Annotated in this window: 15 protein-coding genes; 13 read left to right on the top strand and 2 right to left on the bottom strand. The window is 36.7% G+C overall.

Going from position 1 to position 21,890, the window contains the following annotated elements; translation table 11 throughout:
* The first annotated feature begins 160 nt into the window (after positions 1-160).
* Positions 161-388 (top strand): hypothetical protein, encoded by a 228-nt coding sequence (locus AC1W31_RS12710; RefSeq protein WP_481734829.1) that lies wholly within the window; start codon positions 161-163, stop codon positions 386-388.
* Between the two features lie 204 nt (positions 389-592).
* Positions 593-1,507 (top strand): tRNA (adenosine(37)-N6)-dimethylallyltransferase MiaA, encoded by a 915-nt coding sequence (gene miaA / locus AC1W31_RS12705; RefSeq protein ID WP_481734828.1) that lies wholly within the window; start codon positions 593-595, stop codon positions 1,505-1,507.
* Between the two features lie 285 nt (positions 1,508-1,792).
* Here miaA and AC1W31_RS12700 read toward each other — a convergent pair whose 3' ends face one another.
* On the bottom strand, positions 1,793-2,026 hold the full coding sequence (locus AC1W31_RS12700) for a hypothetical protein (protein ID WP_481734827.1): 234 nt from the start codon (positions 2,024-2,026) through the stop codon (positions 1,793-1,795).
* Between the two features lie 529 nt (positions 2,027-2,555).
* On the opposite strand from AC1W31_RS12700, the gene amaB reads away from it, so the two are divergent.
* The 3 genes from amaB to AC1W31_RS12685 all read left to right on the top strand — a co-directional run bounded on the left by amaB (position 2,556) and on the right by AC1W31_RS12685 (position 6,169).
* Positions 2,556-4,085 carry an L-piperidine-6-carboxylate dehydrogenase gene (amaB, locus tag AC1W31_RS12695; protein WP_481734826.1) on the top strand — a complete coding sequence of 510 codons (1,530 nt, stop codon included), beginning with the start codon at positions 2,556-2,558 and terminating at the stop codon, positions 4,083-4,085.
* Positions 4,086-4,102: 17 nt separating this feature from the next.
* Positions 4,103-5,020, top strand: coding sequence for a 2-oxoadipate dioxygenase/decarboxylase family protein (locus AC1W31_RS12690; RefSeq protein ID WP_481734825.1), 918 nt, complete (start codon positions 4,103-4,105; stop codon positions 5,018-5,020).
* 93 nt (positions 5,021-5,113) lie between these two features.
* Positions 5,114-6,169 carry a saccharopine dehydrogenase family protein gene (locus AC1W31_RS12685; RefSeq protein WP_481734824.1) on the top strand — a complete coding sequence of 352 codons (1,056 nt, stop codon included), beginning with the start codon at positions 5,114-5,116 and terminating at the stop codon, positions 6,167-6,169.
* 91 nt (positions 6,170-6,260) lie between these two features.
* Here the strand turns inward: AC1W31_RS12685 and AC1W31_RS12680 are convergent, their stop codons facing one another.
* Positions 6,261-7,319 (bottom strand): NAD(P)-dependent alcohol dehydrogenase, encoded by a 1,059-nt coding sequence (locus AC1W31_RS12680; protein ID WP_481734823.1) that lies wholly within the window; start codon positions 7,317-7,319, stop codon positions 6,261-6,263.
* 515 nt (positions 7,320-7,834) lie between these two features.
* Here AC1W31_RS12680 and AC1W31_RS12675 point away from each other — a divergent pair.
* The 8 genes from AC1W31_RS12675 to AC1W31_RS12640 all read left to right on the top strand — a co-directional run bounded on the left by AC1W31_RS12675 (position 7,835) and on the right by AC1W31_RS12640 (position 21,859).
* The gene (locus tag AC1W31_RS12675) at positions 7,835-8,854 is read left to right on the top strand and encodes a dipeptide epimerase (protein WP_481734822.1); all 1,020 of its coding nucleotides are present in this window, start codon (positions 7,835-7,837) and stop codon (positions 8,852-8,854) included.
* A gap of 82 nt (positions 8,855-8,936) precedes the next feature.
* Positions 8,937-9,989 (top strand): aminotransferase class I/II-fold pyridoxal phosphate-dependent enzyme, encoded by a 1,053-nt coding sequence (locus AC1W31_RS12670; protein WP_481734821.1) that lies wholly within the window; start codon positions 8,937-8,939, stop codon positions 9,987-9,989.
* 178 nt (positions 9,990-10,167) lie between these two features.
* Positions 10,168-11,418 carry a serine hydrolase gene (locus tag AC1W31_RS12665; protein WP_481734820.1) on the top strand — a complete coding sequence of 417 codons (1,251 nt, stop codon included), beginning with the start codon at positions 10,168-10,170 and terminating at the stop codon, positions 11,416-11,418.
* A gap of 65 nt (positions 11,419-11,483) precedes the next feature.
* Positions 11,484-15,743 carry a T9SS type A sorting domain-containing protein gene (locus tag AC1W31_RS12660; protein ID WP_481734819.1) on the top strand — a complete coding sequence of 1,420 codons (4,260 nt, stop codon included), beginning with the start codon at positions 11,484-11,486 and terminating at the stop codon, positions 15,741-15,743.
* 117 nt (positions 15,744-15,860) lie between these two features.
* Positions 15,861-17,393: a M20/M25/M40 family metallo-hydrolase gene (locus tag AC1W31_RS12655; RefSeq protein WP_481734818.1), complete on the top strand. Its 1,533-nt coding sequence runs from the start codon at positions 15,861-15,863 to the stop codon at positions 17,391-17,393.
* 96 nt (positions 17,394-17,489) lie between these two features.
* Positions 17,490-18,386: a YitT family protein gene (locus AC1W31_RS12650; RefSeq protein WP_481734817.1), complete on the top strand. Its 897-nt coding sequence runs from the start codon at positions 17,490-17,492 to the stop codon at positions 18,384-18,386.
* A 45-nt stretch (positions 18,387-18,431) separates the two neighbouring features.
* Positions 18,432-19,823: an ATP-binding protein gene (locus AC1W31_RS12645; RefSeq protein WP_481734816.1), complete on the top strand. Its 1,392-nt coding sequence runs from the start codon at positions 18,432-18,434 to the stop codon at positions 19,821-19,823.
* 437 nt (positions 19,824-20,260) lie between these two features.
* Positions 20,261-21,859, top strand: a complete 1,599-nt coding sequence (locus AC1W31_RS12640; RefSeq protein WP_481734815.1) for a D-arabinono-1,4-lactone oxidase — start codon at positions 20,261-20,263, stop codon at positions 21,857-21,859.
* The last annotated feature ends 31 nt before the right edge of the window (positions 21,860-21,890 follow it).

Below are 21,890 nucleotides of genomic sequence, written 5' to 3'. Positions count from 1 at the left end.
AGGGTTGATGATAGTTGTAGTTTGTATATTTGTCGTGTGCCATTTTGCAAGAACTGTTGAAAATGTCAAAATAAAAATTCATGGAAATTTTAGAAAATGGAAAATATGACGACTTTGCCGCTGATTTCAATTTGAAATGATTAGAATTTTGAATGAAACTTTGAAAAAGCATCAAATTTCTGCGGAGACAAGAAAAGAAATTTGTGGAGACTCTACGTTTGAATTCTCAATGTTAATTGATCAAGGTGAAATTAATGACATGACACCAGTTGTAAATTTTTATAAAGAGGAAGATGAAAAATTATATATGCGTAGTCAGACATTTGCATTCCACGAATATGCCTATGGAAATACGCATGAAGTGTTTCAAGAAGAAAATGAATCATAGACAACTTCGACTGCGAGACTGAAAATTTAACTCAACCTCGCTAACCCCAATTTGTAATCAAGGTTAATCAGTTTAGCGACTGTATCGCAATTGTTGAAGTATAATGCGAGACCATGCTTGCCCCGATTTAAAATCGGGGCAAGCATGGTCTCAATCAAACAGAGGTTAACTTGAAAATCGAAGTAAGCCTATTAATTTTGCACCATGATTTCTTCCAAAACCCTCATTATTATCGCTGGTCCAACCGCAGTTGGCAAAACTGATTTATGCGTCAAACTCGCAAAACTCCTTGATACCGAAGTAGTTTCAGCGGATTCTCGTCAGTTTTACCGAGAATTGGCCATTGGAACGGCTAAACCCACCGTCGAAGAAATGGACGGCGTAAAACATCATTTTGTGGATTCCCATTCCATTCAAGATTATTATTCGGTGGGTGATTTTGAACGTGATTGTTTGAAAGTTTTAGATGAAATTTTTCAGAAAAAAGACGTAGCTATTCTCACGGGCGGATCTGGAATGTTCATCAAAATGATAACGGATGGGATTGACGAAATGCCCGAAGCAGATTTAGAATTACGTCAAAATTTGGCTCAACGAATGAAAGATGAAGGACTTGAAATATTGTCCAATGAACTAAAAAATCTCGACCCCATTTATTACGAACAAGTTGATATTCAGAATACGCAACGGGTTTTGCGAGCATTGGAGGTTTGTATGGCTACGGGACAACCATTTTCGAGTTTTAGGAAAAAACAGAAAGTAAAACGACCTTTCGATATGATAAAAATCGGATTAGAACGCCCACGGGAGGAATTGTACGCCCGAATTGACAAACGAATGGATATTATGTTGGCAAGTGGACTCGAAGACGAAGCAAAATCAGTGATGAATTTCCGAGAACATTACGCTCTAAAAACCGTAGGCTATCGTGAAATTTACGAACATCTTGATGGCGAATATGACCGTGAAGAAATGGTGAGGTTATTAAAAAGAAATTCCAGACGATACGCCAAAAGACAAATGACATGGTTCAAAAATCAAGACGAATTTCATTGGTTCGATGCCAAGAATGAAGCGGCGATTATTGATTTTATAAAAGAGCAAATGGATTTCTTGTAGATAAAATTAGACCACGAATTTTACGGATTGAACAGATTTACACAGATTTTTCATTATTTCTACTTAAAGTTTTAACAGTATTTTTTAAACGATTAAGAGTATTATTAGCTACTAATAATTTGATCGAAAAGACTTATTTTATCTGTGCAAATCTGTAAAATCCTGTTAAATCTGTGGTCTAATCTCCTCAAAATTCACTTAAAAACAAATGTAGCGAAGCCCAATGAGCCTCGCTACAAATCATCCTTAAACCAAAACTAAATAGATAATATGTTCTAAAATGCGTTAATTCTTAGGTCGGAACGTATAATTCAATATTTTCTGACCTACATAAATTAAACGACTATCTTTTAACATTATTACTTTTTTAGAAATATTTTGCACATGGTTGTTACTAATCTTTTCCTTCTTCAAATTCTTCTTACCTGCCAATAAATTATGCGGAAACCCCATTGCTAAAGCATTGTATGTCAGGGAAATACATAAAAATAAACTTACAATAACAGTTAAAGTTTTCATCGTTTGATACTTTTTTTTGAGCGTTAAATTGCTATTTATATTTTTTTAAATAAGTCGAGAAATCACTATTTTTATTTCAATACAAAGATAAGTGTTTAATTAGGTACTATGCAATACACAATACCTTAATTTTTGTTAAAATCTGGATAAGTGGTCGATTGGATTGATAAATGGTTGGGCTTTTTCAATAAGATGCAGGAAATTTGAAAAGGTTGCATCAAAGTACCACAAATTTCCAAAATCGTACTTAATTTTTCACGATTCTGGAGAATCGTAGTACATTTTTCAAAAATATTTTTTCCATTAAAAATACCATGTTACCTAATTTTAGCGTAGCCTAAAATTCTTTCGACTTAGAATAGTGATATTTAAGTATAATGACAACGTATATCTGATAACGTCATATTCTTGCAAATACGGAAAAACAGACATAGCTTTCGGAAAGTTCAGTCTCAAAAAATAAATTTTAGCAATAGTTATTATTCTTAGAAAAATCTAAACTTCCTGAATTTTTCGGGGTCATTATTTTATGCAAAATCTTCTTTCAAGACTCAATATTTCAGCCGTCAATCATGGAACGAGTACGGGATTAAATTCTTGGGCAATTGAAAACCCTGAACTCATCGAATCTTTTTCGCCCGTTGACGGTAAATTAATTGCCAAGGTTACCCAAACAACTTTGGATGATTATCAGCAAGTTATTGAAACTGCCAAAAACGCTTTCAACACTTGGAAAAATGTTCCTGCTCCTCGTCGTGGAGAAATTGTTAGACAAATGGGTGAGGCTTTTCGCCAAAATAAGGAGCCATTGGGACAATTGGTTTCCTACGAAATGGGAAAAAGTCTGCAAGAAGGTTTGGGCGAAGTACAAGAAATTATTGACATTTGCGATTTTGCCTTGGGGCTTTCTCGCCAATTATATGGACTCACGATGCACTCCGAACGTCCGCAACATCGAATGTATGAACAATATCACGCTTTGGGAATTGTCGGCATTATTTCGGCTTTCAATTTTCCCGTTGCCGTTTGGTCTTGGAATGCCATGATTGCGTGGGTTTGCGGAGATGTTTGCGTATGGAAACCTTCTGAAAAAACGCCGTTGACGGGAATTGCTTGTCAATGTATCATTCAAGATGTTTTACGGAAAAATGAAATCTTAGAAGGCGTATCGTGTTTAATATCGGGAGATTATAAAGTTGGGGAATGGTTAAGTAATGACAAAAGAGTTCCTTTGATTTCAGCAACGGGTTCTACTCGGATGGGGAAAATTGTGGGTGCTGCCGTAGCGTCACGGATGGGTAAGAGTTTATTAGAATTGGGTGGAAATAACGCCATCATTATTACAGAAAATGCTGATTTAAACATCGCCATTGTAGCCGTAGTATTTGGAGCAGTTGGCACGGCAGGACAACGGTGCACCTCCACCAGAAGGGTAATTATTCATGAATCAATTTATGAAGAAGTGAAGAAAAGATTAGTGAAAGCCTACGGACAATTACGCATCGGAAATCCATTGGACGAAACCAATCACGTGGGCCCTTTAATTGACCACAAAGCCGTAATTGCCTACGTTTCATCGGCTCATGAAGTAAAAGAAGAAGGCGGAACGATGTTAGTTGAAGAAGAGATTTTGGAAGGCAAAGGCTTTGAATCGGGTTGTTACGTAAAACCTTGTATTGCAGAAGTTGAGCCACATTTCAAGATTGTAAAACACGAAACCTTCGCTCCTATTTTGTACCTCATGAAATATAAAACGTTGGTGGAAGCCATTGAAATTCAGAATAATGTTCCACAGGGATTATCGTCGTCTATTTTTACCTTGAATATGCGAGAAGCCGAACAATTTTTGTCGGTAAATGGCTCAGATTGTGGCATTGCCAATGTGAATATTGGAACCTCGGGCGCAGAAATTGGCGGAGCGTTTGGCGGTGAAAAAGAAACAGGCGGAGGAAGAGAATCAGGCTCAGATGCGTGGAAAGCCTATATGAGACGACAAACGAATACCATAAATTACGGAACGCAATTGCCGTTGGCTCAGGGAATTAAGTTTGATTTTTAACACATACTATTCAACAAATGAAAACACAAGAAACCATCACAAAATCCCTCATGGAGAAGCTCTGGGAGGGTTATTGCCAACGAGTTACTTATGCTCAACAATACGCTGATATGGTGAAAACCGAAGGTGGAAATGTGGTGAATGACCACTGTGCTTTCCGTACTTTCAACACGTTTACGGGCGAACAACCTGCGGGAATTCGGGCGATTGAAGAGGTTTTGGAATCATTGGGCTACGAGAAAATTTCTCCGTATAGTTTTCCTTCAAAACACTTGAATTCTTTTCATTATCAGCATCCCACAAATATCAATTTTCCAAAGTTTTTTGTGACGCAATTGGAGGTAAAAGAACTTTCGGAAGAAGCTCAAAACTTGATAAATGAAGCGGTAAAAGATACGCCAGATTTATTGAAAGGCGAATCTCGACAATTATTGGCAACGCTTAAACACAACAAAGAATTGATTAGTGAAGAGGCAGATAGATTGGTCGATACTTTGGCAAAATTCTTTGCTCGTCCGTGGAAATCGGCTAAAAAAGAAACGATTTTAGCCTTGAATAATGAGTCGCAATTTGCGGCTTGGACGCTTCTTCACGGTAATTCAGTCAATCATTTTACTGCCTATATTAATCATCAAAACGTTCCTGCTTGGGGCGATATTGAACAAACAATGGCCGTTTTGAGTAAGGCTGGTATTCCGATAAAACCCGAAATTGAGGGTGCAAAAGGCAGTAAACTTCGCCAAAGTTCAACTCAAGCCATTGATGAAGATTGTCCAGTGGTAGATGCTGACGGCTCAATGACTACGTTGAAATGGTCGTACGCTTACTATGAATTAGCCGAACGTGGCTATCTGGAAACTGATGGTCAGCAAGTTTGGTTTGACGGTTTTCTTGGTGAACAAGCAACAAATCTCTTCGAAATGACCAAGCGTTAGTATTGGCACGCAGATGAGACTTACCGTCCGCCTTGATGCTTCGGCAAGTCTCATGTGCGTGCCATATTTTTCACTCTTCTCCCACATAAAATCATGCAAAATATTTTAGTAATTGGAATGGGCAAAGTTGGCTCATTGGTAGCCACGCTTTTGTCTAAACGTTTCAAAGTTAAAGGTTTAGATAAAAATAATCCTACCACAGCATTGCCTTTTGAGGTCATCAAAGGCGATATTTCGGATAAAGTTTTATTAGAAAAACTGATTCCACAATTCGATGCAGTGGTGTCGTGTATGCCTTATAATTTGAACTTGACGATTGCTCAAATTGCCTACAAATCGGGAAAACATTATTTCGATTTGACGGAAGATGTTCCCACAACTACTGCTATCCGAGAAATGGCTGCGAAGGGTAGTAAAGGCGTTTTAGCGCCGCAATGTGGACTTGCTCCTGGACTTATCGGCATCGTGGGAGCAGATTTAGCCAATCGTTTTACTAAACTCCGTGACATTGAACTGCGGGTTGGGGCATTGCCAAAATATCCGAATGGACTTTTGGGATATTCCTTTACGTGGTCGCCTGCGGGAGTTATTAACGAATATTTGAATGATTGCGAGGTGATTCATAATGGCGAAAAGAAGTTGGTTTCTGCGCTCGACGGCATCGAATACATCAACATTGAAGGCAATGAATTTGAAGCTTTTAGCACTTCGGGCGGACTCGGAACCATGTGCGAAACCTACGAAGGACGGGTAGATACGCTCAATTATAAAACCATTCGTTATCCCGGACACGGTAAACTGATGAAATTTTTGCTGTACGAATTAATCTTGAAAAACAAGCGAGAACTCATCGAAGAAATTCTGACTCAGGCCAAACCGCCCGTGCAGGAGGACGTTGTGTATGTGTATGCAGTTGTGGAAGGTTGGAAAAATCAGTCTTTGGAAAGAGAGGAGTTTTATCGTGCTTATTCTCCCAAAATTATAGACGGAAAGCATTGGAGAGCCATTTCTTGGACAACCGCCGCTTCCATCGTGGCAGTCGTTGAAATGGTAGCAGACGGGAAATTACCTCAAAATGGATTTATCAAACAGGAAGATATTGTGTTTGAGCAGTTTTTGGAAACGGAGACAGGGAAGTTTTTCTTATGAATTTAGACCATAGATTTTATAAAAGTCATGTTTGAGTAACACCTTTATTGTAATGCTAATGAGCACTACAATAAAGGCATTCCCTGAATCCTTAGCTTTTTAGTGAAGCCATGTCAATAACAAAACGATATTTTACGTCGCTTTTTACCATTCTATCATAAGCCTCATTAATGTCTTGCATTTTTATCAATTCAATTTCAGAAACAATATTGTGTTCCCCACAAAAGTCAAGCATTTCTTGTGTTTCAGCTATTCCACCGATTAGAGAACCTGCTACGGATTTTCTACCCAAAATCATTGGAACTGTATTTAAAATAGGTTCAAGTCCACCCAAGTACCCAACTAAAACCACAGTACCATTAATGTTTAGTGTTGTAATATAAGGATTAACATCGTGTATATAAGGGACAGTATCAATAATCAAGTCGAATTTCCCTTTTACCAATTTCATCTGTGCTGCATCGGTAGAAATAATAACTTCATCTGCTCCTAATTCTTTAGCATCTGCTATTTTTTCTGCCGTCCTTGAAAATAGTGTAACAGTTGCACCTAAGCCTTTTGCCAATTTAATTGCCATGTGTCCTAATCCACCCAAACCCACTACTGCAACCTTAGTACCTTCTTTTACATTCCAATGTTTTAAGGGTGACCAAGTGGTAATACCAGCACAGAGTAAAGGAGCGACTGCTGCTAAATTTAGATTAGAAGGCACTTTCAATACAAAGTGTTCATCCACTACTATTTTTTCAGAATAGCCCCCCAAGGTATGACCTCCTAAATGTTTGTCTTTACTGTTATAAGTTCCTGTATATCCTGTTAAGCAATATTGTTCTAAATCTTTTTTGCAACTATCACAAGTTCCGCAAGAATCTACCAAACAGCCAACACCAGCCAAATCGCCTACTTTAAATTTGGTTACTTCGCTTCCCACATTAGTTATTTTTCCCACAATTTCGTGACCAGGAACAGAAGGATACAAACTCCCGCCCCAATCGTTACGTGCCGTATGTAAATCGGAATGACAAACTCCGCAATATAGAATTTCTATCTCAATATCGTTTGCTGTTAATGTTCTTCGTTCAATGGCCATTTGTTTCAAACTGTCCGTTGGAGAGTTTGTTCCAAATGCTTTTGTTTGTGTTGAATCCATGTTTTATTTTTTAATTAATTTAATTTGTATGCTCCGTTCTTGTCATTGAGAATACTGACAATAACGGGAGATAAAACTTATTCGTTCACTTGCTATGCAGATAGCTATGTTAGATTTTCTTGATTTAAATGCTTTTCCCAGTTGTAGTCAGTATCTCTACTGACAATAAAGGGAGTTAGTTATTATGCCGATTGCGAGATATGCTTCCATATTGTTGGTTATTGATATTCGGATATTGTGGTTTTATTACCGTGGTCGGTGCCTTCACCACGACAGCAATTTTACTCCTCTGATTATCAACTAATTATGAAAATAACAGGGAGAAAGTTTATTCGTCCACTTGCTGACGCACGTTGGTAGGGTGAAGACACCGACCTCGGAGATATAATATAAAAATAATTATTTCTACAAACTTACTAAATTAGGCGTATTTCCCAAACCCAATTTATCAAACGGTAAAAAACACAACCTATCAAAATATCCCCTAACTTAGCCCAAACAAATAAAACCAATCCATGCAGTTAATCCTTCATCAATTCAAATTAAAACTTCGTCATACATTTACCATTACCCACGAGTCTCGTGATGTACAACCTACCCTTATTGTGGAGCTTCGAGATGGTGATTTTCGTGGTTTTGGGGAAGCTACCGAAACGCCTTACTATGGCGTAACAATGGCAAAAATGATGGCTCAATTAAAGGCCATTCGTCCGCTGATTGAGAATTATGACCTCCAAAGTCCAGAACAATTTTGGGCGGATATGTACCCGCACCTCAAAGACGACCATCCTTTTGCATTATGTGCCTTAGACATTGCCACCAACGACCTTTGGGCTAAGAAAAAAGGCCAACCTCTGTATAAATTATGGGGTTTGGATGCTACCAATAATCCTATTACAGATTATACCATCGGCATTGATACCGTGGAGAAAATGATCGAAAAAATGCAGGAAGTGCCATTTCCACTGTATAAAATCAAATTAGGGACAAAAGACGATATTAAAATTGTCCAAGAATTACGTAAACATACTAATGCGGTTTTTAGAGTAGATGCCAACACGGCTTGGGACGTGGAAGAAACTCTCAGTAACGCCATTGCCCTGAAAGATTTGGGCGTCGAATTTATCGAACAACCCATGAAAGCCGACAATTGGGAAGGCATGAAACGGGTTTTTGCGGAGTCGGTTTTGCCCATCATGGCGGATGAAAGTTGCATCGTAGAGGAAGACGTGGCTCGTTGTTACGGGTTCTTTCATATCGTCAATATCAAACTGATGAAATGCGGAGGACTTACGCCCGCAAGACGCATGATTGCACACGCTCATCAATTGGGTTTGAAAGTAATGGTGGGTTGCATGACCGAATCTAACGTGGGCTGTTCTGCCATTGCTCAATTATTACCACTTTTAGATTATGTGGACATGGACGGAATTCTCTTGGTGGACGACCAAGTTTCCACGGGCATCACCATTGATTTTGGCAAGGTAATTTATTCGGAAGAAAATGGCACGGGAGCCTGTTTAATTGATAATTGACCGTTAATAATTGATAATTTTGGAGATTAAGTTTCTCGATTTCATTTATCAACTATTCTCTATTCATTATTCATTTACAAAAATGAACTACGTAACCAACCAATTACCAAGTCGAATTTTTACTACTAATTCCCAAGAATATTTGTGGTTTAGTGGCACTTCATATTTGGGAATTCCTCATCATCAAGGGTTCAGAGAAAATTTTATGCGTGCCTTTGCCCGTTATGGTACTTCGTGGGGAAGTTCACGGAATAATACTGTTCGTTTAGAAATATACGAAAAAGCGGAAATTGAGCTCGCTAAATTTGCCAAAATGCCAGCCGCTTTAACCACCTCATCGGGTATGTGGGCGGGGCAATTGGTCGTTAATTTTCTCCAAAAACCTGATACCAAATTCTTCTTCGCCCCCAAAACGCACCCAGCCCTTTGGAATGGTGCAAGTCTGCAATTAGAAGATTGGGAAAAGGGTTTAAATTATTCAGCATGGGCTTTACAAATTGTTAAGAAAGTTATCGAATGTACGGCTAAAAATATTGTCATTTGTTCCGACTCAGTGGGTTCTCCTTACGTGGAAGCATTTGATTTTCAATGGATTAATGAATTGCCAACAAGTAAAAACATTACAATTGTTATTGATGCCTCGCATAGTTTTGGGGTTCACCATTTCAACCACTCAATCACTCAATCACTTAATCACTCAATCATTTTCACCTCTTCGCTCAATAAAGCGATGGGCATGACGGGTGGCGCAATTTTCTCGGATGTGGAAACGCTTTCATCTATACGTCAGTCGCCGATGTTTGCGGGTGCCTCGCCCATGTTGCCCGCTTTGTTGGAAACTTTCGTGAATTCGCTTGATTATTTTACGGAACAACAAGCAAAATTATCCACAAATATTGCGTATTTTAACTCCTTGATTTCTCAAAATTCCTTTCTGGATTCAATTGAAAATTATCCTGCGTATTGTACCCATCAGTCGGGCGTGCATGAGTTTTTGGAAGAAAATAGAATCATGACGGCTTGCTTTCCCTATCCAACGGCTACCGATTTACCTGTTACTCGTTTGGTTGTCAGTGCTTTGCACTTGAAAGAGGACTTAGAGAAGTTGGCTCTTACACTATCATTGCGAACGTAGTGAAGCAATCCTTTCGATTAAAGCAGAAATATCTGAAAGCAAATCAGTAAATTTATCTGGGGATTCAAACGATTGAATTCAAATAGCTCTTCATCATTCTTGCAGATTGGTTCGTTTCACTCGCAATGACACGTCATTTATATATTCTTAGAAAAATAACATTTCATCCACAACAATTATGAAAAAAATATACTTACTATTCTTCTTCATTACGTTTAATCAAATGATGTCAAATGCTCAAAAAATTGATACAGATTTCTTGCCGAAACTTATGGCTACCAAGCCCGAACAGTTTAAGGAATTTTTGGATAATCCTGATAAATATCGGTTGCAAATTCTTTATACGCAAATAAATAGAGATAAAAAAAATCGTCCAAAATTTACCTCTTTTGGATATCGGATTAATAATTCAGAATATTTTTATCCCGCCAGTACTGTCAAATTCCCTGCCAGCGTTTTGGCCTTAGAAAAAATTAATAATCTCAATATCAAAGGATTAACTAAGGAAACAACGATGTTCACAGGAGCAGAATTTCAGAAACACACGCCCGTAACGAAAGATACGACTTCCAAAAATGGATTACCTTCGATAGCTCATTACATCAAAAAAATATTAATGGTTTCGGATAATGATGCTTTTAATCGCTTGTATGAATTTATTGGACAAGAGGCTTTTAACGAAACTTTACATCAGAAAGGTTACGAAAATACTCGTATATTTCATCGTTTACAGGTGGGTATGAATAAGGAACAAAACCATAGAACAAACCCTATAAAATTCATGCTAGGAAATGAAGTTGTCTATCAACAGCCAATGATTATTTCTGAGAAAAATTATAGTTCATCCAATCCAATTCGTGTTGGAAAAGGGTATATGGAAGGTGATTCTATCGTAAATACTCCTTTTGAATTTACGGATAGAAATTTCTATCCACTTTTAGACCAACAAGCAGTATTAAAATCGGTGCTTTTCCCCGAATTCGTTGAACCCAAAAAACGTTTTAATTTGACTGAAGACGATTATAAATTTATGTACAAATATATGTCGCAAATGCCCACGGAAAGTACGTATCCAAACTATAATCCAACGGAATTTTATCCCACGTATTGCAAGTTTTTGATGTACGGAAGTGGTAAAAATGACATAGTGAATCCCAACATGAGAATATTCAATAAGGTGGGCGACGCTTACGGTTTTCTGTTGGACAATGCCTACATCGTGGACTTTGAAAATGGTGTAGAATTCATGCTGACAGCAGTTTTACTGTGCAATAATGACCAGATTTTTAACGATGACAAATACGATTATGATACGGTTGGTTTCCCATTTATGAAGAATTTAGGACAATTGATTTATACTCATGAACTCGCTCGCCCACGGAAATACAAGCCGGATTTGAGTAAGTTCCGAATGAATTATGATAAGTAAAATTACTACCTTTGATTTTTAAATATTTACACAAATAGTATTCTCTATTTTACCACAAAATTACCATGAAAAAACAACTACTAACTGCGATTATTTACTTTATCTATTGTATTAATGTCGTTCAAGCACAAACAATTACTACTGGTCAAATTACAGGTTTAATCTGCAAAGGTTCAACTACAACGATTCCTTTCACTTCCACAGGCACTTTTGAGTCGGGAAATGTTTTTAAAGTACAGATCAGAAATTCAAATCAGAACGTATGGACAGACCTTGTAACAGAAGGTACTGCCAGCCCTTTAAAATTTACTGTTCCTGCCAATTTTGATGAGACTAACTATTATTATTCGTATTACATTCGAGTTGTTGCAAATAAGCCAAATGTCTTAGGTTCTGAGCTTTATATATCATCACTTTCCGTAAAACCTAATTTAACCTTATTAGGATTGAGTTCTTCTTTTATCAATCCTTATGAATCTGTAAATCTTAGAATTAAAGGGACTGGTTCTTTTGTCAAGGCTGTATTGAATGATAGCACAGTTATAGACATTGGAAATATATCAAATTTTGGCGATAATTTTCTAATCTATCCTAAAAAATCCAATGATTACTCAATTGCGTATGCAACTAATGCTTGTGGTCGAGGAGATGTGTCAGGAACTGCAAAATTAACCATTAATGATATTGGATTAAAATTAATAAGTGTGAATGCTAATGCTTGTTTGGGTGGTAAAATACAAATTACTTACTCTTCAACGGAAAAAGTAAGTGCTTCTAATAAATTTAAAATTGGACTTCAAAGTTCTCCTGACAAAGAATATGAAATTGATGCCGTTGAAAAAGACGGATATATTGAAGCTGTTTTACCTGCATACGTTGCAGCTCCATTTATTTATAATGTTAGAATAATCAGTAGTAGCCCGAAAGCAGTATCTGCTTGGTCATCCTTATCAGACAGAATATTTATTGGAGACAAAGCCTCCGCTGAAATTACTTCTCATAGTGAAAATGTATATTGGGGATATCCTGTACTTATTGAATATAAAGTAACTGGAATAGGACCTTGGAATATTATTTTGAATGATGGAGGTTTTTTCAATATTAACTACAATCCTGATTATACTACGCCCAATTCCCCATATAGTGGACTTTTTTCTAAATCGGTACTTCCCGATAAATCAAAAAGTTATTCAATATCCGCTTTTACGAGCAAATGTGGCGTAGGTCCAGTGGGTAAAAATATTATGGATGTAATCGTAAAACCAGGGGTTGTCATTGATTCTTTAAAAGAAGGAATGGAATTATGTTTAGGAGATTCTTTCACCGCAAAATATTCAACTTTTGGAAATAATACCTCTATCGTAGCATTTGTTACTACCAATGATTACGGAACAAATAATGACAGGATTAAAGTACCAGCAGTATTTGAAAATGGAACGATCAAAGTAACCTTACCCAAAAATTTATTAGATAATAGAAATCCTGAATCAGATAACTTTTTTCTTGGCATAAGTTATGGAAGTGACCCCTATCAAGTAACATACAGTAGAAAATCATTTAAAATTAGAACTTTGCCAAGTGTGTCATTTTATAGTCCTCTTCCGATAACCTTAGTCACAAAAGGCAATGCTTCGCTTCAACTCATAACGTATGGAACAGGCAACTTGTCAGTTTTATTAGAAGATTCGACTCGTCAAACTACGTATGCAGGCTATCGCATAAACAATTATGCTGTGTATTTTCCTGTACAAGTTGCAAAAACTACGACTTTTAAATTAAAATCGGTCAGTAATATATGCGGAACAGTTTCTACAACTGATACAAGAGGACTAACGGTTTATGTGAATAGTCCTGCTGACAATGATATAACACTAAAAAACACTCCTACTAAATTATGCGTTGGCGAGAAGACCAAAATTTACTTTAAAACATTTGGGACTTTTAAAACAGAAAACGAGTACAAAGTAGAGCTTACCCAATACGGTGTAACTAAGATAATTGGAACAGGTAAAAGTTCTCCCATAGACGTGGTTATTCCGGATGTGAATTTGTACAATAACACCAATTATACTATAAGAGTAGTTGCATCTGCCCCCACCACGATAAGTGACAGTCCATATATCACGATAAATACAAAACCTTCTGTTAATCTGTCAATTGTTTCACAATTAGCATTTGGTACGTTGGTTGATGAAGAGATTACATTCAATATTTATGGCAGCACAGGGGGTGTTCCAGCTTCATTTATTTTCTCCGACGGCTCAACTTTTGATGGCACTCAACAACTCATTAGACGATTCAAAAGTAGTACCAATTTTTCAATAAAATCCGTTTCAAATGAATGTGGAATAGGAACTGCTGCAAATAATTCCTACAAAATAAATATTGTTCCGTTCAAATTATACTCGGTTTTGGATAATACCGTGTATTGTACGGATAGTTATTACAATTATAATTATCAAATAAGTGGAGTTAAAGAACCAAATGTCACTTTTAATCTTCAAATAGCGTTACAAAAAGACTCTGTTTTCACGGATTTAATTACGAATTCGTCCGAAAACCCCATAAGATTTAAAATTCCATCCACCTTGAAAGAAGGGAACTATCTGTTAAGACTTATGAGTAATACCGCTGTAAAAGTGTATTCTCAAATTTTAGGGTTTCAAGCAAAATTGCCCATTAAAGCAAATTTGACTGCTTCTGATGGCTCAAATGCGGTTTCTATTGAGGGAGGAACATCGGTAAATTTAAAATATTCCGTTACTGGCACAACCCCTGTAAACACAATTTTAGTAGATGATAAAGACCAAATTATTCGTGGGATTATATCCTACGATAATAATCAATCATTTACACCCACAAAATCAACGACTTATACCTTAAAATCTATTGAAAATACTTGTGGGTATGGAGTGGGTACTGGTAGTGTAAAAGTTACCATAAAACCTTCTATTACAGTTAATCAATTGAATGTTTATACGATTTGTTCTGGAAAAGATTTAATAGTAAATGCTTCAAGTTTTGGTGAATTTGATGCAGGTAATACCTTTAAATTTACATTAATAGATAGCAAGAAAAATAGATTTAATATTAATGAAGTTTCTATGTTGGCAGGAGAAGTAAAGTTGAAGATTCCCAATAATTTAGTGCTTGATGCTTATCAGCTTGAAGTGAGTTCAACCATGCCAATCGTAACAAAGATGTTTAGTAATAATCTTTCAGTAATAACCCTACCAGATGCCACTATATCGGGCAATACAATCATAAACGCTGGACAACAGACCTATATTTCAGTAGTAAATAATAATAGCAAAAATAATCAATCCTATTATGATGATGCTATTTATGTATTATCTAATGATACACAAGGCTACACTTCTTACGGAAAATTGGTAAATGTAAAACCTACTAAAACAACTACTTACACTTTAAAATCAATCACTAATTCTTGTGGCATTGGTAAAGTTTCGGGTAGTGCCACTGTAACCGTAAATCCACCTACAGATAAAAGTATTAATACTAATTTTGGTGTTTACTCAGCTACTTATCTTTGTGCAGGAGGGCAACAATACGTGTATTTTGATGCACAGGGGACTTTCTCCGCAACTAATAAGTTCTCCGCACAAATCTCTGATAAAAATGGAGAAAACTTTAGAGATATTGTTTCCGAAGGTGATAAAAGTCCATTAAAAGTCAATATTCCAGAAGATTTACCCGAAGGAGATAATTATCGTATCAGAGTAATTGCATCCGATAAAGACGTTAGTAGTTCTGCCAACATTTATTCCTTAAATTCATTCAAAGCACCAACTGCTACGTTGGATTCTACAACTTACTTATTCTCTGAAGGAAAACCCGTAAACGTAAAAATCAATTTAACAGGAACGGCTCCGTGGTCAGTCAAATTTGGGCTTGAAGAATTATCTGCTACAACTTATCGAGCAACAGCTACTCCTTTTATTATAAAACTAAGCCCCCTTAGTCCAGTTGTTTATAAAGTATTCAGTGTAAATGATACTTATTGCGTAGGTAAAGTATCAGGAATAGGCATCGTAAAAATCGAACTCATCACCGCTAATGAAGAACTTTCAGACTTTGAAATAAAATTATTCCCCAATCCAACGTCCGATAAAATAACGATTCAAAATGATAATTTTAAGAATACGACTTTACAGATTACCGATAATCTTGGGAAGCAGATTTTGCAACAAAATATCCATAATTCCGAAATAATTTTAGACTTTTCAAACTATCCAAGGGGACAATATTTCCTCCAAATCGAAAGAGATAATAAAAAAGTGGTTTATAAAATCATAAAGCTATAAGTTGATTCTAGATTATTTTAATTGGAAAGACTGGTAACGTTCAAGAGTTACCAGTCTTTTTTAATTAAAATCAAGTCATATCCTTATATTTGTAAAAACATCAACTCCCCAGACCCCATGAAAAAAAACTTCCTCCTCACAATTCTAATTTTATCACAAATAAGCACTTTCGGACAGAATTCCGTTCAAGAAAAAGCTCAAAATTACCGCAAAGCCAACGAACATCAATTATTGCAAGAATTCATGGGTTTGTTATCCATTCCGAATGTGGTTTATGATACGGTAGGCATACAAAAAACTGCTACTTATATTGCCAAAATGATGGAAAATAATGGCATAAAACCGCAATTTTTAGAGGGAAAAACAAAAGGCGTACCTCCTGCCATTTTTGGGGAAATCAATACGCCAAATGCCAAGAAAACCATCATTTTTTACGCTCATTACGACGGTCAACCCGTCAATCCAAACCAATGGGCGGAGGGCATAAAACCTTTTGAAGCCGTGTTTCTGAATGCTTCATTAGAAAAAAATGGCAAGATAATCCCTTTCCCGAAACCCACAGAATCCGTCAATCCCGAATGGCGAATTTATGGAAGAAGTGCCTCTGACGACAAAGCGGGCGTTTTTTCGATACTTACGGCTTATAAAGTTTTGGTTAAAACGGGCATGATTCCTTCCATCAATTTCAAATTTTTCTTTGAAGGAGAAGAGGAAGCTGGTTCTACGCATCTGGCAGAAATCTTGGATAAACATAAAGAAAAACTCAAATCAGATTTGTGGATAATTTGCGATGGCCCAGTGCATCAATCGGGCAGAAAGCAGGTGGTTTTTGGGGTGCGTGGGGATGTGAATATGGAGATAAAAGTCTTCGCTTCCAAACGTCCTTTGCACAGCGGACATTACGGCAATTGGGCTCCCAATCCAGGAATGTTATTGGCTAAATTATTGGCTTCGATGAAGGACGATAATGGTCAAGTTTTGATAAAAGGTTTTTATGACGATGTTACGCCTTTGACTGAATCTGAGAAAACTGCCTTGAAAAATATCCCACCCGTCGAAGATCAAATGCGGGAAGAATTGGGCTTCGTCAGAGCAGAAGGGAACGGACAATCTTTGGGAGAATTAATAAGTCAGCCGTCCTTAAATGTGAGTGGTTTGTTGAGTGCTAACGTTGGAAAAATGGTGGCAAATATCATCCCAACCTCCGCCACGGCAGCTTTAGATTTGCGTTTAGTTTTGGGAAATGATGCGCAACGCCAAGTTCAAAAAGTGATTGCACATATCCGTTCTCAGGGGTATTATGTATCTCAAAATGAGAGCATTACCGATGAAGAACGTTTAAAATATCCACTCATTGCTCGGGTGATTGCGAAGGAAGGTTATAACGCACAACGCACTCGAATGGATTTACCGATTGCTCAAAATGTCATTAAAGCGGTGCAATCAACCATGAAAGAAAAAATCGTTTTGATGCCCAGCTCGGGCGGAAGTTTACCACTTTATGTTTTCGACAAATACCTTTCAACGCCCACTGTTACGGTTCCGATTGCGAACCATGACAACAATCAACACGCTGAAAATGAAAATATTAGAATCAAAAATCTTTGGGATGGCATTGAAACCTACGTGGCTTTGATGATGATGGACTAAGTTTTTTTTTGAAACATAATAAAATTCCGCTAATTTAAGATGGAAAACACCGAATCCCAACGGTGTTCCATTTTTCCATAAACGAACACAAAAATTATGACAAAAAAACATCTAACCGATACCATAGACTGGAAAAGTATATTGAATTTAAAAAATATTTTTCAAATCTTCATTGGCACTTGTTTAGCCGTTTTGGCCATGAAGGGTTTTATGATTCCCAATCGTTTTTTGGATGGCGGCGTTACCAGTATTTCTATTTTACTCCACGAAATTCTAAAAATCAACATCAGTATTTTTGTGGTTACTTTAAATGCTGTATTCATCTATATTGGGTATAAAAAAATCGGAAAAACCTTTGCTGTTCATACTACCGTTGCAGTCATTTTATTTTCTTTGGGACTCATTTTTGTGCATCTTGAACCCATCACTAAAGATAAATTATTGATTGCCATTTTCGGAGGAATTTTGATTGGAACCGGAAGCGGATTAGTGATAAGAGGGGGTGGTTTATTAGATGGTTTTGAAGTAATTAATGTCTTCACACAACGCAAAACGGGGCTATCAAACAGTGAAATTGCCATGCTTTTTAATACGTTGATTTTTGGGGTTGCAGCCTTTCAGTTTGGCATAGAAACTGCTATGTATTCTATCATTACCTACTTTACGGCTTCTCGTGCCACTGATTACGTAGTTGATGGAATTGAAGAATTTACCGCCGTTAATATTATCTCTTCAAAACCCGATGAAATTAAGAATTTATTGGTCAATGATTTGGGAAAAGGTATTACCGTTTATAAAGGTGAAAAGGGCTATTTACCCAATAGTTACGATATAAAAACGGATGCGGAAATTATTGTAACGATTGTTACTCGACTGGAAATTAAGCAAATACATGATGCTGTGATCAATATTGATGCCAACGCATTCGTTTACGTACATATTATAAAAGAAGCAACGGGAGGGATTTTGAAGGAAAAATCTCATCCAAAATAAAGTATTTTTCTACTAAAAGCCAACCTAATTAACTTACAAAAGATTATGGATTACGGAGATATTGTTATTTCAGTGGCTGTTACGGCTGGTGTTGTAAAAATTATTACTCGTTTTTTAGATACAGAAACGCAGTTACCCAAATTACACCAAATCTTCAATTATTCATGGGTAGCCATGGCGGGAATATTGCTGTTGAGTGAATCTTTTGGTATTAAATTTTTCACCAATAATTATTTTGAACTTCTATCATTGCTCATTTTTTTTATTCTCAATCAATCCAAAATAAATCCCAATACTCGTACCTTAGCCATTGCCATTGTTCCCTTTATTTTCTCCATCTTTATTAATGATGTGTTTAAATTAATTGTGCCTGAATTTCATGAACACTATGATGAAACTTTTAAAAATATTCGAGGATTTGCGGTGATATGGTTAGTTGGTTTTGGAATTTATATACAAAGACAAAACAAAAAAGAGAAAGCATTACGACAAAAAAATGAGCTGGAAAAGCAGATTCTGGAAGCTAAAAAGAACAGCCTCGAACAGCAAGTAGCGGAAAGAACTGCCGAGTTAACCCAGCAAAAAGAATCACTCGAAAAAACCATTTTAGAACTTCAAACCACCCAAACGCAATTGGTTCATGCCGAGAAAATGGCCTCTTTGGGCGAACTCACCGCTGGCATTGCCCACGAAATACAGAATCCCTTAAACTTTGTCAATAATTTCTCGGAAATGAGTGTTGAATTACTTGCAGAGTTGAAAGATTTGAGGAACAAAGAGACAAAAGGGCAGAGACACACAAAAGATGAGGATTTGGAAAATGAATTATTTGCTGATATTACCCAAAATCTTGAAAAAATTTCCCATCACGGCAAGCGAGCGAGTAGCATCGTGAAAGGCATGTTGGAACATTCACGGACAAGCACAGGCACGAAAGAATTAACCGATATTAATGCTCTTGCCGATGAATATTTACGCTTATCTTACCATGGTTTAAGAGCAAAAAATAAAAACGGTTCGACGATTCGATTTAATGCCGATTTCAAAACAGATTTCGATGAAAATTTGCCTAAAATTGAAGTCGTTCCGCAGGATTTTGGGCGGGTTTTGTTGAATTTAATAAGCAACGCTTTTTATGCGGTCGGAAAAAAGGAAAGTGAAAATAAAGAAGTAGGAAATAGTTATAAACCGATAGTTATTATAAGTACAAAATGGATGGATAATCAAGTAATGATCTCGATAAAAGACAACGGCACTGGAATGTCTGAAGCCATAAAAGCCAAGATTTTTCAACCCTTTTTCTCTACAAAACCAACGGGTGAAGGCACAGGGTTGGGGCTTTCATTGGCTTATGATATTGTAACTAAAGGACACGGCGGCACCATTGACGTTCAAAGTGTAGAAGGCGAAGGAACAGAATTTACGATTATCATTTAAAAATACTTACGTTAATCTATAAAAAATATTAAAATAAATAAATATATCATTTTTTTGAGTAACTTCAATTATTAATAAACTCATTTTCAAGGCATTAACTATTTTCTTGCAATTATCCTCATACAATTAAAATTTTCTCCTTTTAATTTGATTGCAAACTTTTAATCTTCAAGAGTATGCCCACTCCCAATATTCATGAAACGATAAAGTCAATCTTCGATGCAAAGACGAAGATTGGAAATATTTCTTTTGAAATTGAGCTAAGTATTTAGACAAAAAATACTCATGGCATGACTTAACCAGCAAAGCCATGAATATTATCCTGGCTCATATTTAGATTATTTAGCTATTTTTTATGGATTGTTTACTGGTATGAAAATTATTATTTTTTCGATAAATTCTTAATTGCTTAATTTCCTCCCCAACCCTCAAACATCATGAAAAAAAACATCAATGGCGTAGATTATAATATGCCTACCAGTAATAATGAAGTATTACAACTCATTTTACAAGCGCATCAAAACAATCAAAAAATTTCTGTGAGAGGTGCCGCACACTCCATTCCGTTGGTAAAAACCAATGAAGAATACGGCAAATATCTGTACATCATCCTCGCCGAAATGAATAAAATACTTAGTTTTGATAAAGAAAAAGGTATTGTAAAAGTTCAGGCGGGGTGTCATCTTGGTTTAGACCCAAACGACCCAACGGGCATTTCCAAAATTGAAAATTCCTTAGTCTATCAAATTGACCCATTTGATGTTGAGGATGGTCAAAGAATTCCGAATACAAATCCAGGCTGGGCCTTACCTGATTTGGGTGGAATTTCGCACCAAACCATTGGCGGATTCATTGCTACAGGTTCATCAGGAGGCTCAGTTCATGCCAATTTTGAAGATGCGATTGTAAGTGTAGATATTGCTCATTTTGATGGTAATAATGCAGTTATCAAAACTTTAAACCGCTCTGACGATGAGAATGATGCGTTTTATGGAGTAGCATTTGCCAATTTAGGATTGATGGGCATTGTCGTTTCCGTTACTTTTCAGTGCATTCCATCTTATTATATTTATGGCAATGAAATTACAACGCTCACAACGGAATGTTCCATAGATTTATTCGGATCGGGTGTTACAGCCACATCAACTTCCCCTGCTAAATTGAGTGTTGAAAACTTCTTCAAACAAGAAAACCTTTACTCTCGTTTTATGTGGTGGCCCCAGAAAGGAATTGATAAAATGACCGTTTGGCAAGCCACAGGAACGCAAGTTTCGAAGACGCCAGATTGGCAAAATTTTAAATCAAAACCCTACAACGATTTACCTCCTTTCCCTTTCAAAAATGATTATACCCCTGCTAATATGGCAGTTTACTACATTTATTCGTGGCTTGATAATTGGCCCGATTGGTTAGAAAAACTGTTCGGGGTTGGTCCTCGCACCCGTGAAGCTATTGAGGCTTTTGCGGAAAAAATTGACCCTACTATTCTTAAATTTATTTTGAAAATTTTTGAACCCATTGATAAACCCCAGACCTTTCAAGACATTTGGTGGAACGGCTTGCCAATGGATAATGAAGCCAGTGATTCTTGGTTTCCAGTTTGGTTTACGGAATTATGGATTTCAATCGACCAAACCGAGGCAGTCATGAACGATTTGAACGTTTTTTTTGAAAGACCTGAAAATGCAGGAAATTTTTCGACTGAAATTTACGCAGCGGGAAGCAACCTATTTTGGATGTCTCCTGCCTACAAAATGGACGTTATCAGGATTGATATTTATTGGTTTGGCAACGACCAAGATGGCACGCCTCAAGACTATTATATTCCGTTTTGGAATGAATTAGAGAAATATAACTTCCGTCCACACTGGGCAAAATTCTTTCCCGCTCCCGATAGCAATCAAGGCATAGATTATCTCAGCAAACAATATCCAAAGTGGCAACAGTGGCGAGATTTACGGACAAAAATGGACCCAAATAATATCTTTTTAACGGAATATTGGGATAAAAATTTGAAGATTACGGATTTACTTTAAAAGTAAATGGGTTAAAATAATTCAATCAATT

It is taken from the genome of Arcicella sp. (genome assembly GCF_964672035.1).
This window is presented reverse-complemented; position numbering and strand designations above follow the sequence as displayed.

Coding starts and splice junctions, on each gene's coding strand:
- miaA (WP_481734828.1), top strand. CDS start 593: ATGATTTCTTCCAAAACCCTCATTATTATCGCTGGTCCAACCGCAGTT.
- AC1W31_RS12700 (WP_481734827.1), bottom strand. CDS start 2,026: ATGAAAACTTTAACTGTTATTGTAAGTTTATTTTTATGTATTTCCCTG.
- amaB (WP_481734826.1), top strand. CDS start 2,556: ATGCAAAATCTTCTTTCAAGACTCAATATTTCAGCCGTCAATCATGGA.
- AC1W31_RS12690 (WP_481734825.1), top strand. CDS start 4,103: ATGAAAACACAAGAAACCATCACAAAATCCCTCATGGAGAAGCTCTGG.
- AC1W31_RS12685 (WP_481734824.1), top strand. CDS start 5,114: ATGCAAAATATTTTAGTAATTGGAATGGGCAAAGTTGGCTCATTGGTA.
- AC1W31_RS12680 (WP_481734823.1), bottom strand. CDS start 7,319: ATGGATTCAACACAAACAAAAGCATTTGGAACAAACTCTCCAACGGAC.
- AC1W31_RS12675 (WP_481734822.1), top strand. CDS start 7,835: ATGCAGTTAATCCTTCATCAATTCAAATTAAAACTTCGTCATACATTT.
- AC1W31_RS12670 (WP_481734821.1), top strand. CDS start 8,937: ATGAACTACGTAACCAACCAATTACCAAGTCGAATTTTTACTACTAAT.
- AC1W31_RS12665 (WP_481734820.1), top strand. CDS start 10,168: ATGAAAAAAATATACTTACTATTCTTCTTCATTACGTTTAATCAAATG.
- AC1W31_RS12660 (WP_481734819.1), top strand. CDS start 11,484: ATGAAAAAACAACTACTAACTGCGATTATTTACTTTATCTATTGTATT.
- AC1W31_RS12655 (WP_481734818.1), top strand. CDS start 15,861: ATGAAAAAAAACTTCCTCCTCACAATTCTAATTTTATCACAAATAAGC.
- AC1W31_RS12650 (WP_481734817.1), top strand. CDS start 17,490: ATGACAAAAAAACATCTAACCGATACCATAGACTGGAAAAGTATATTG.
- AC1W31_RS12645 (WP_481734816.1), top strand. CDS start 18,432: ATGGATTACGGAGATATTGTTATTTCAGTGGCTGTTACGGCTGGTGTT.
- AC1W31_RS12640 (WP_481734815.1), top strand. CDS start 20,261: ATGAAAAAAAACATCAATGGCGTAGATTATAATATGCCTACCAGTAAT.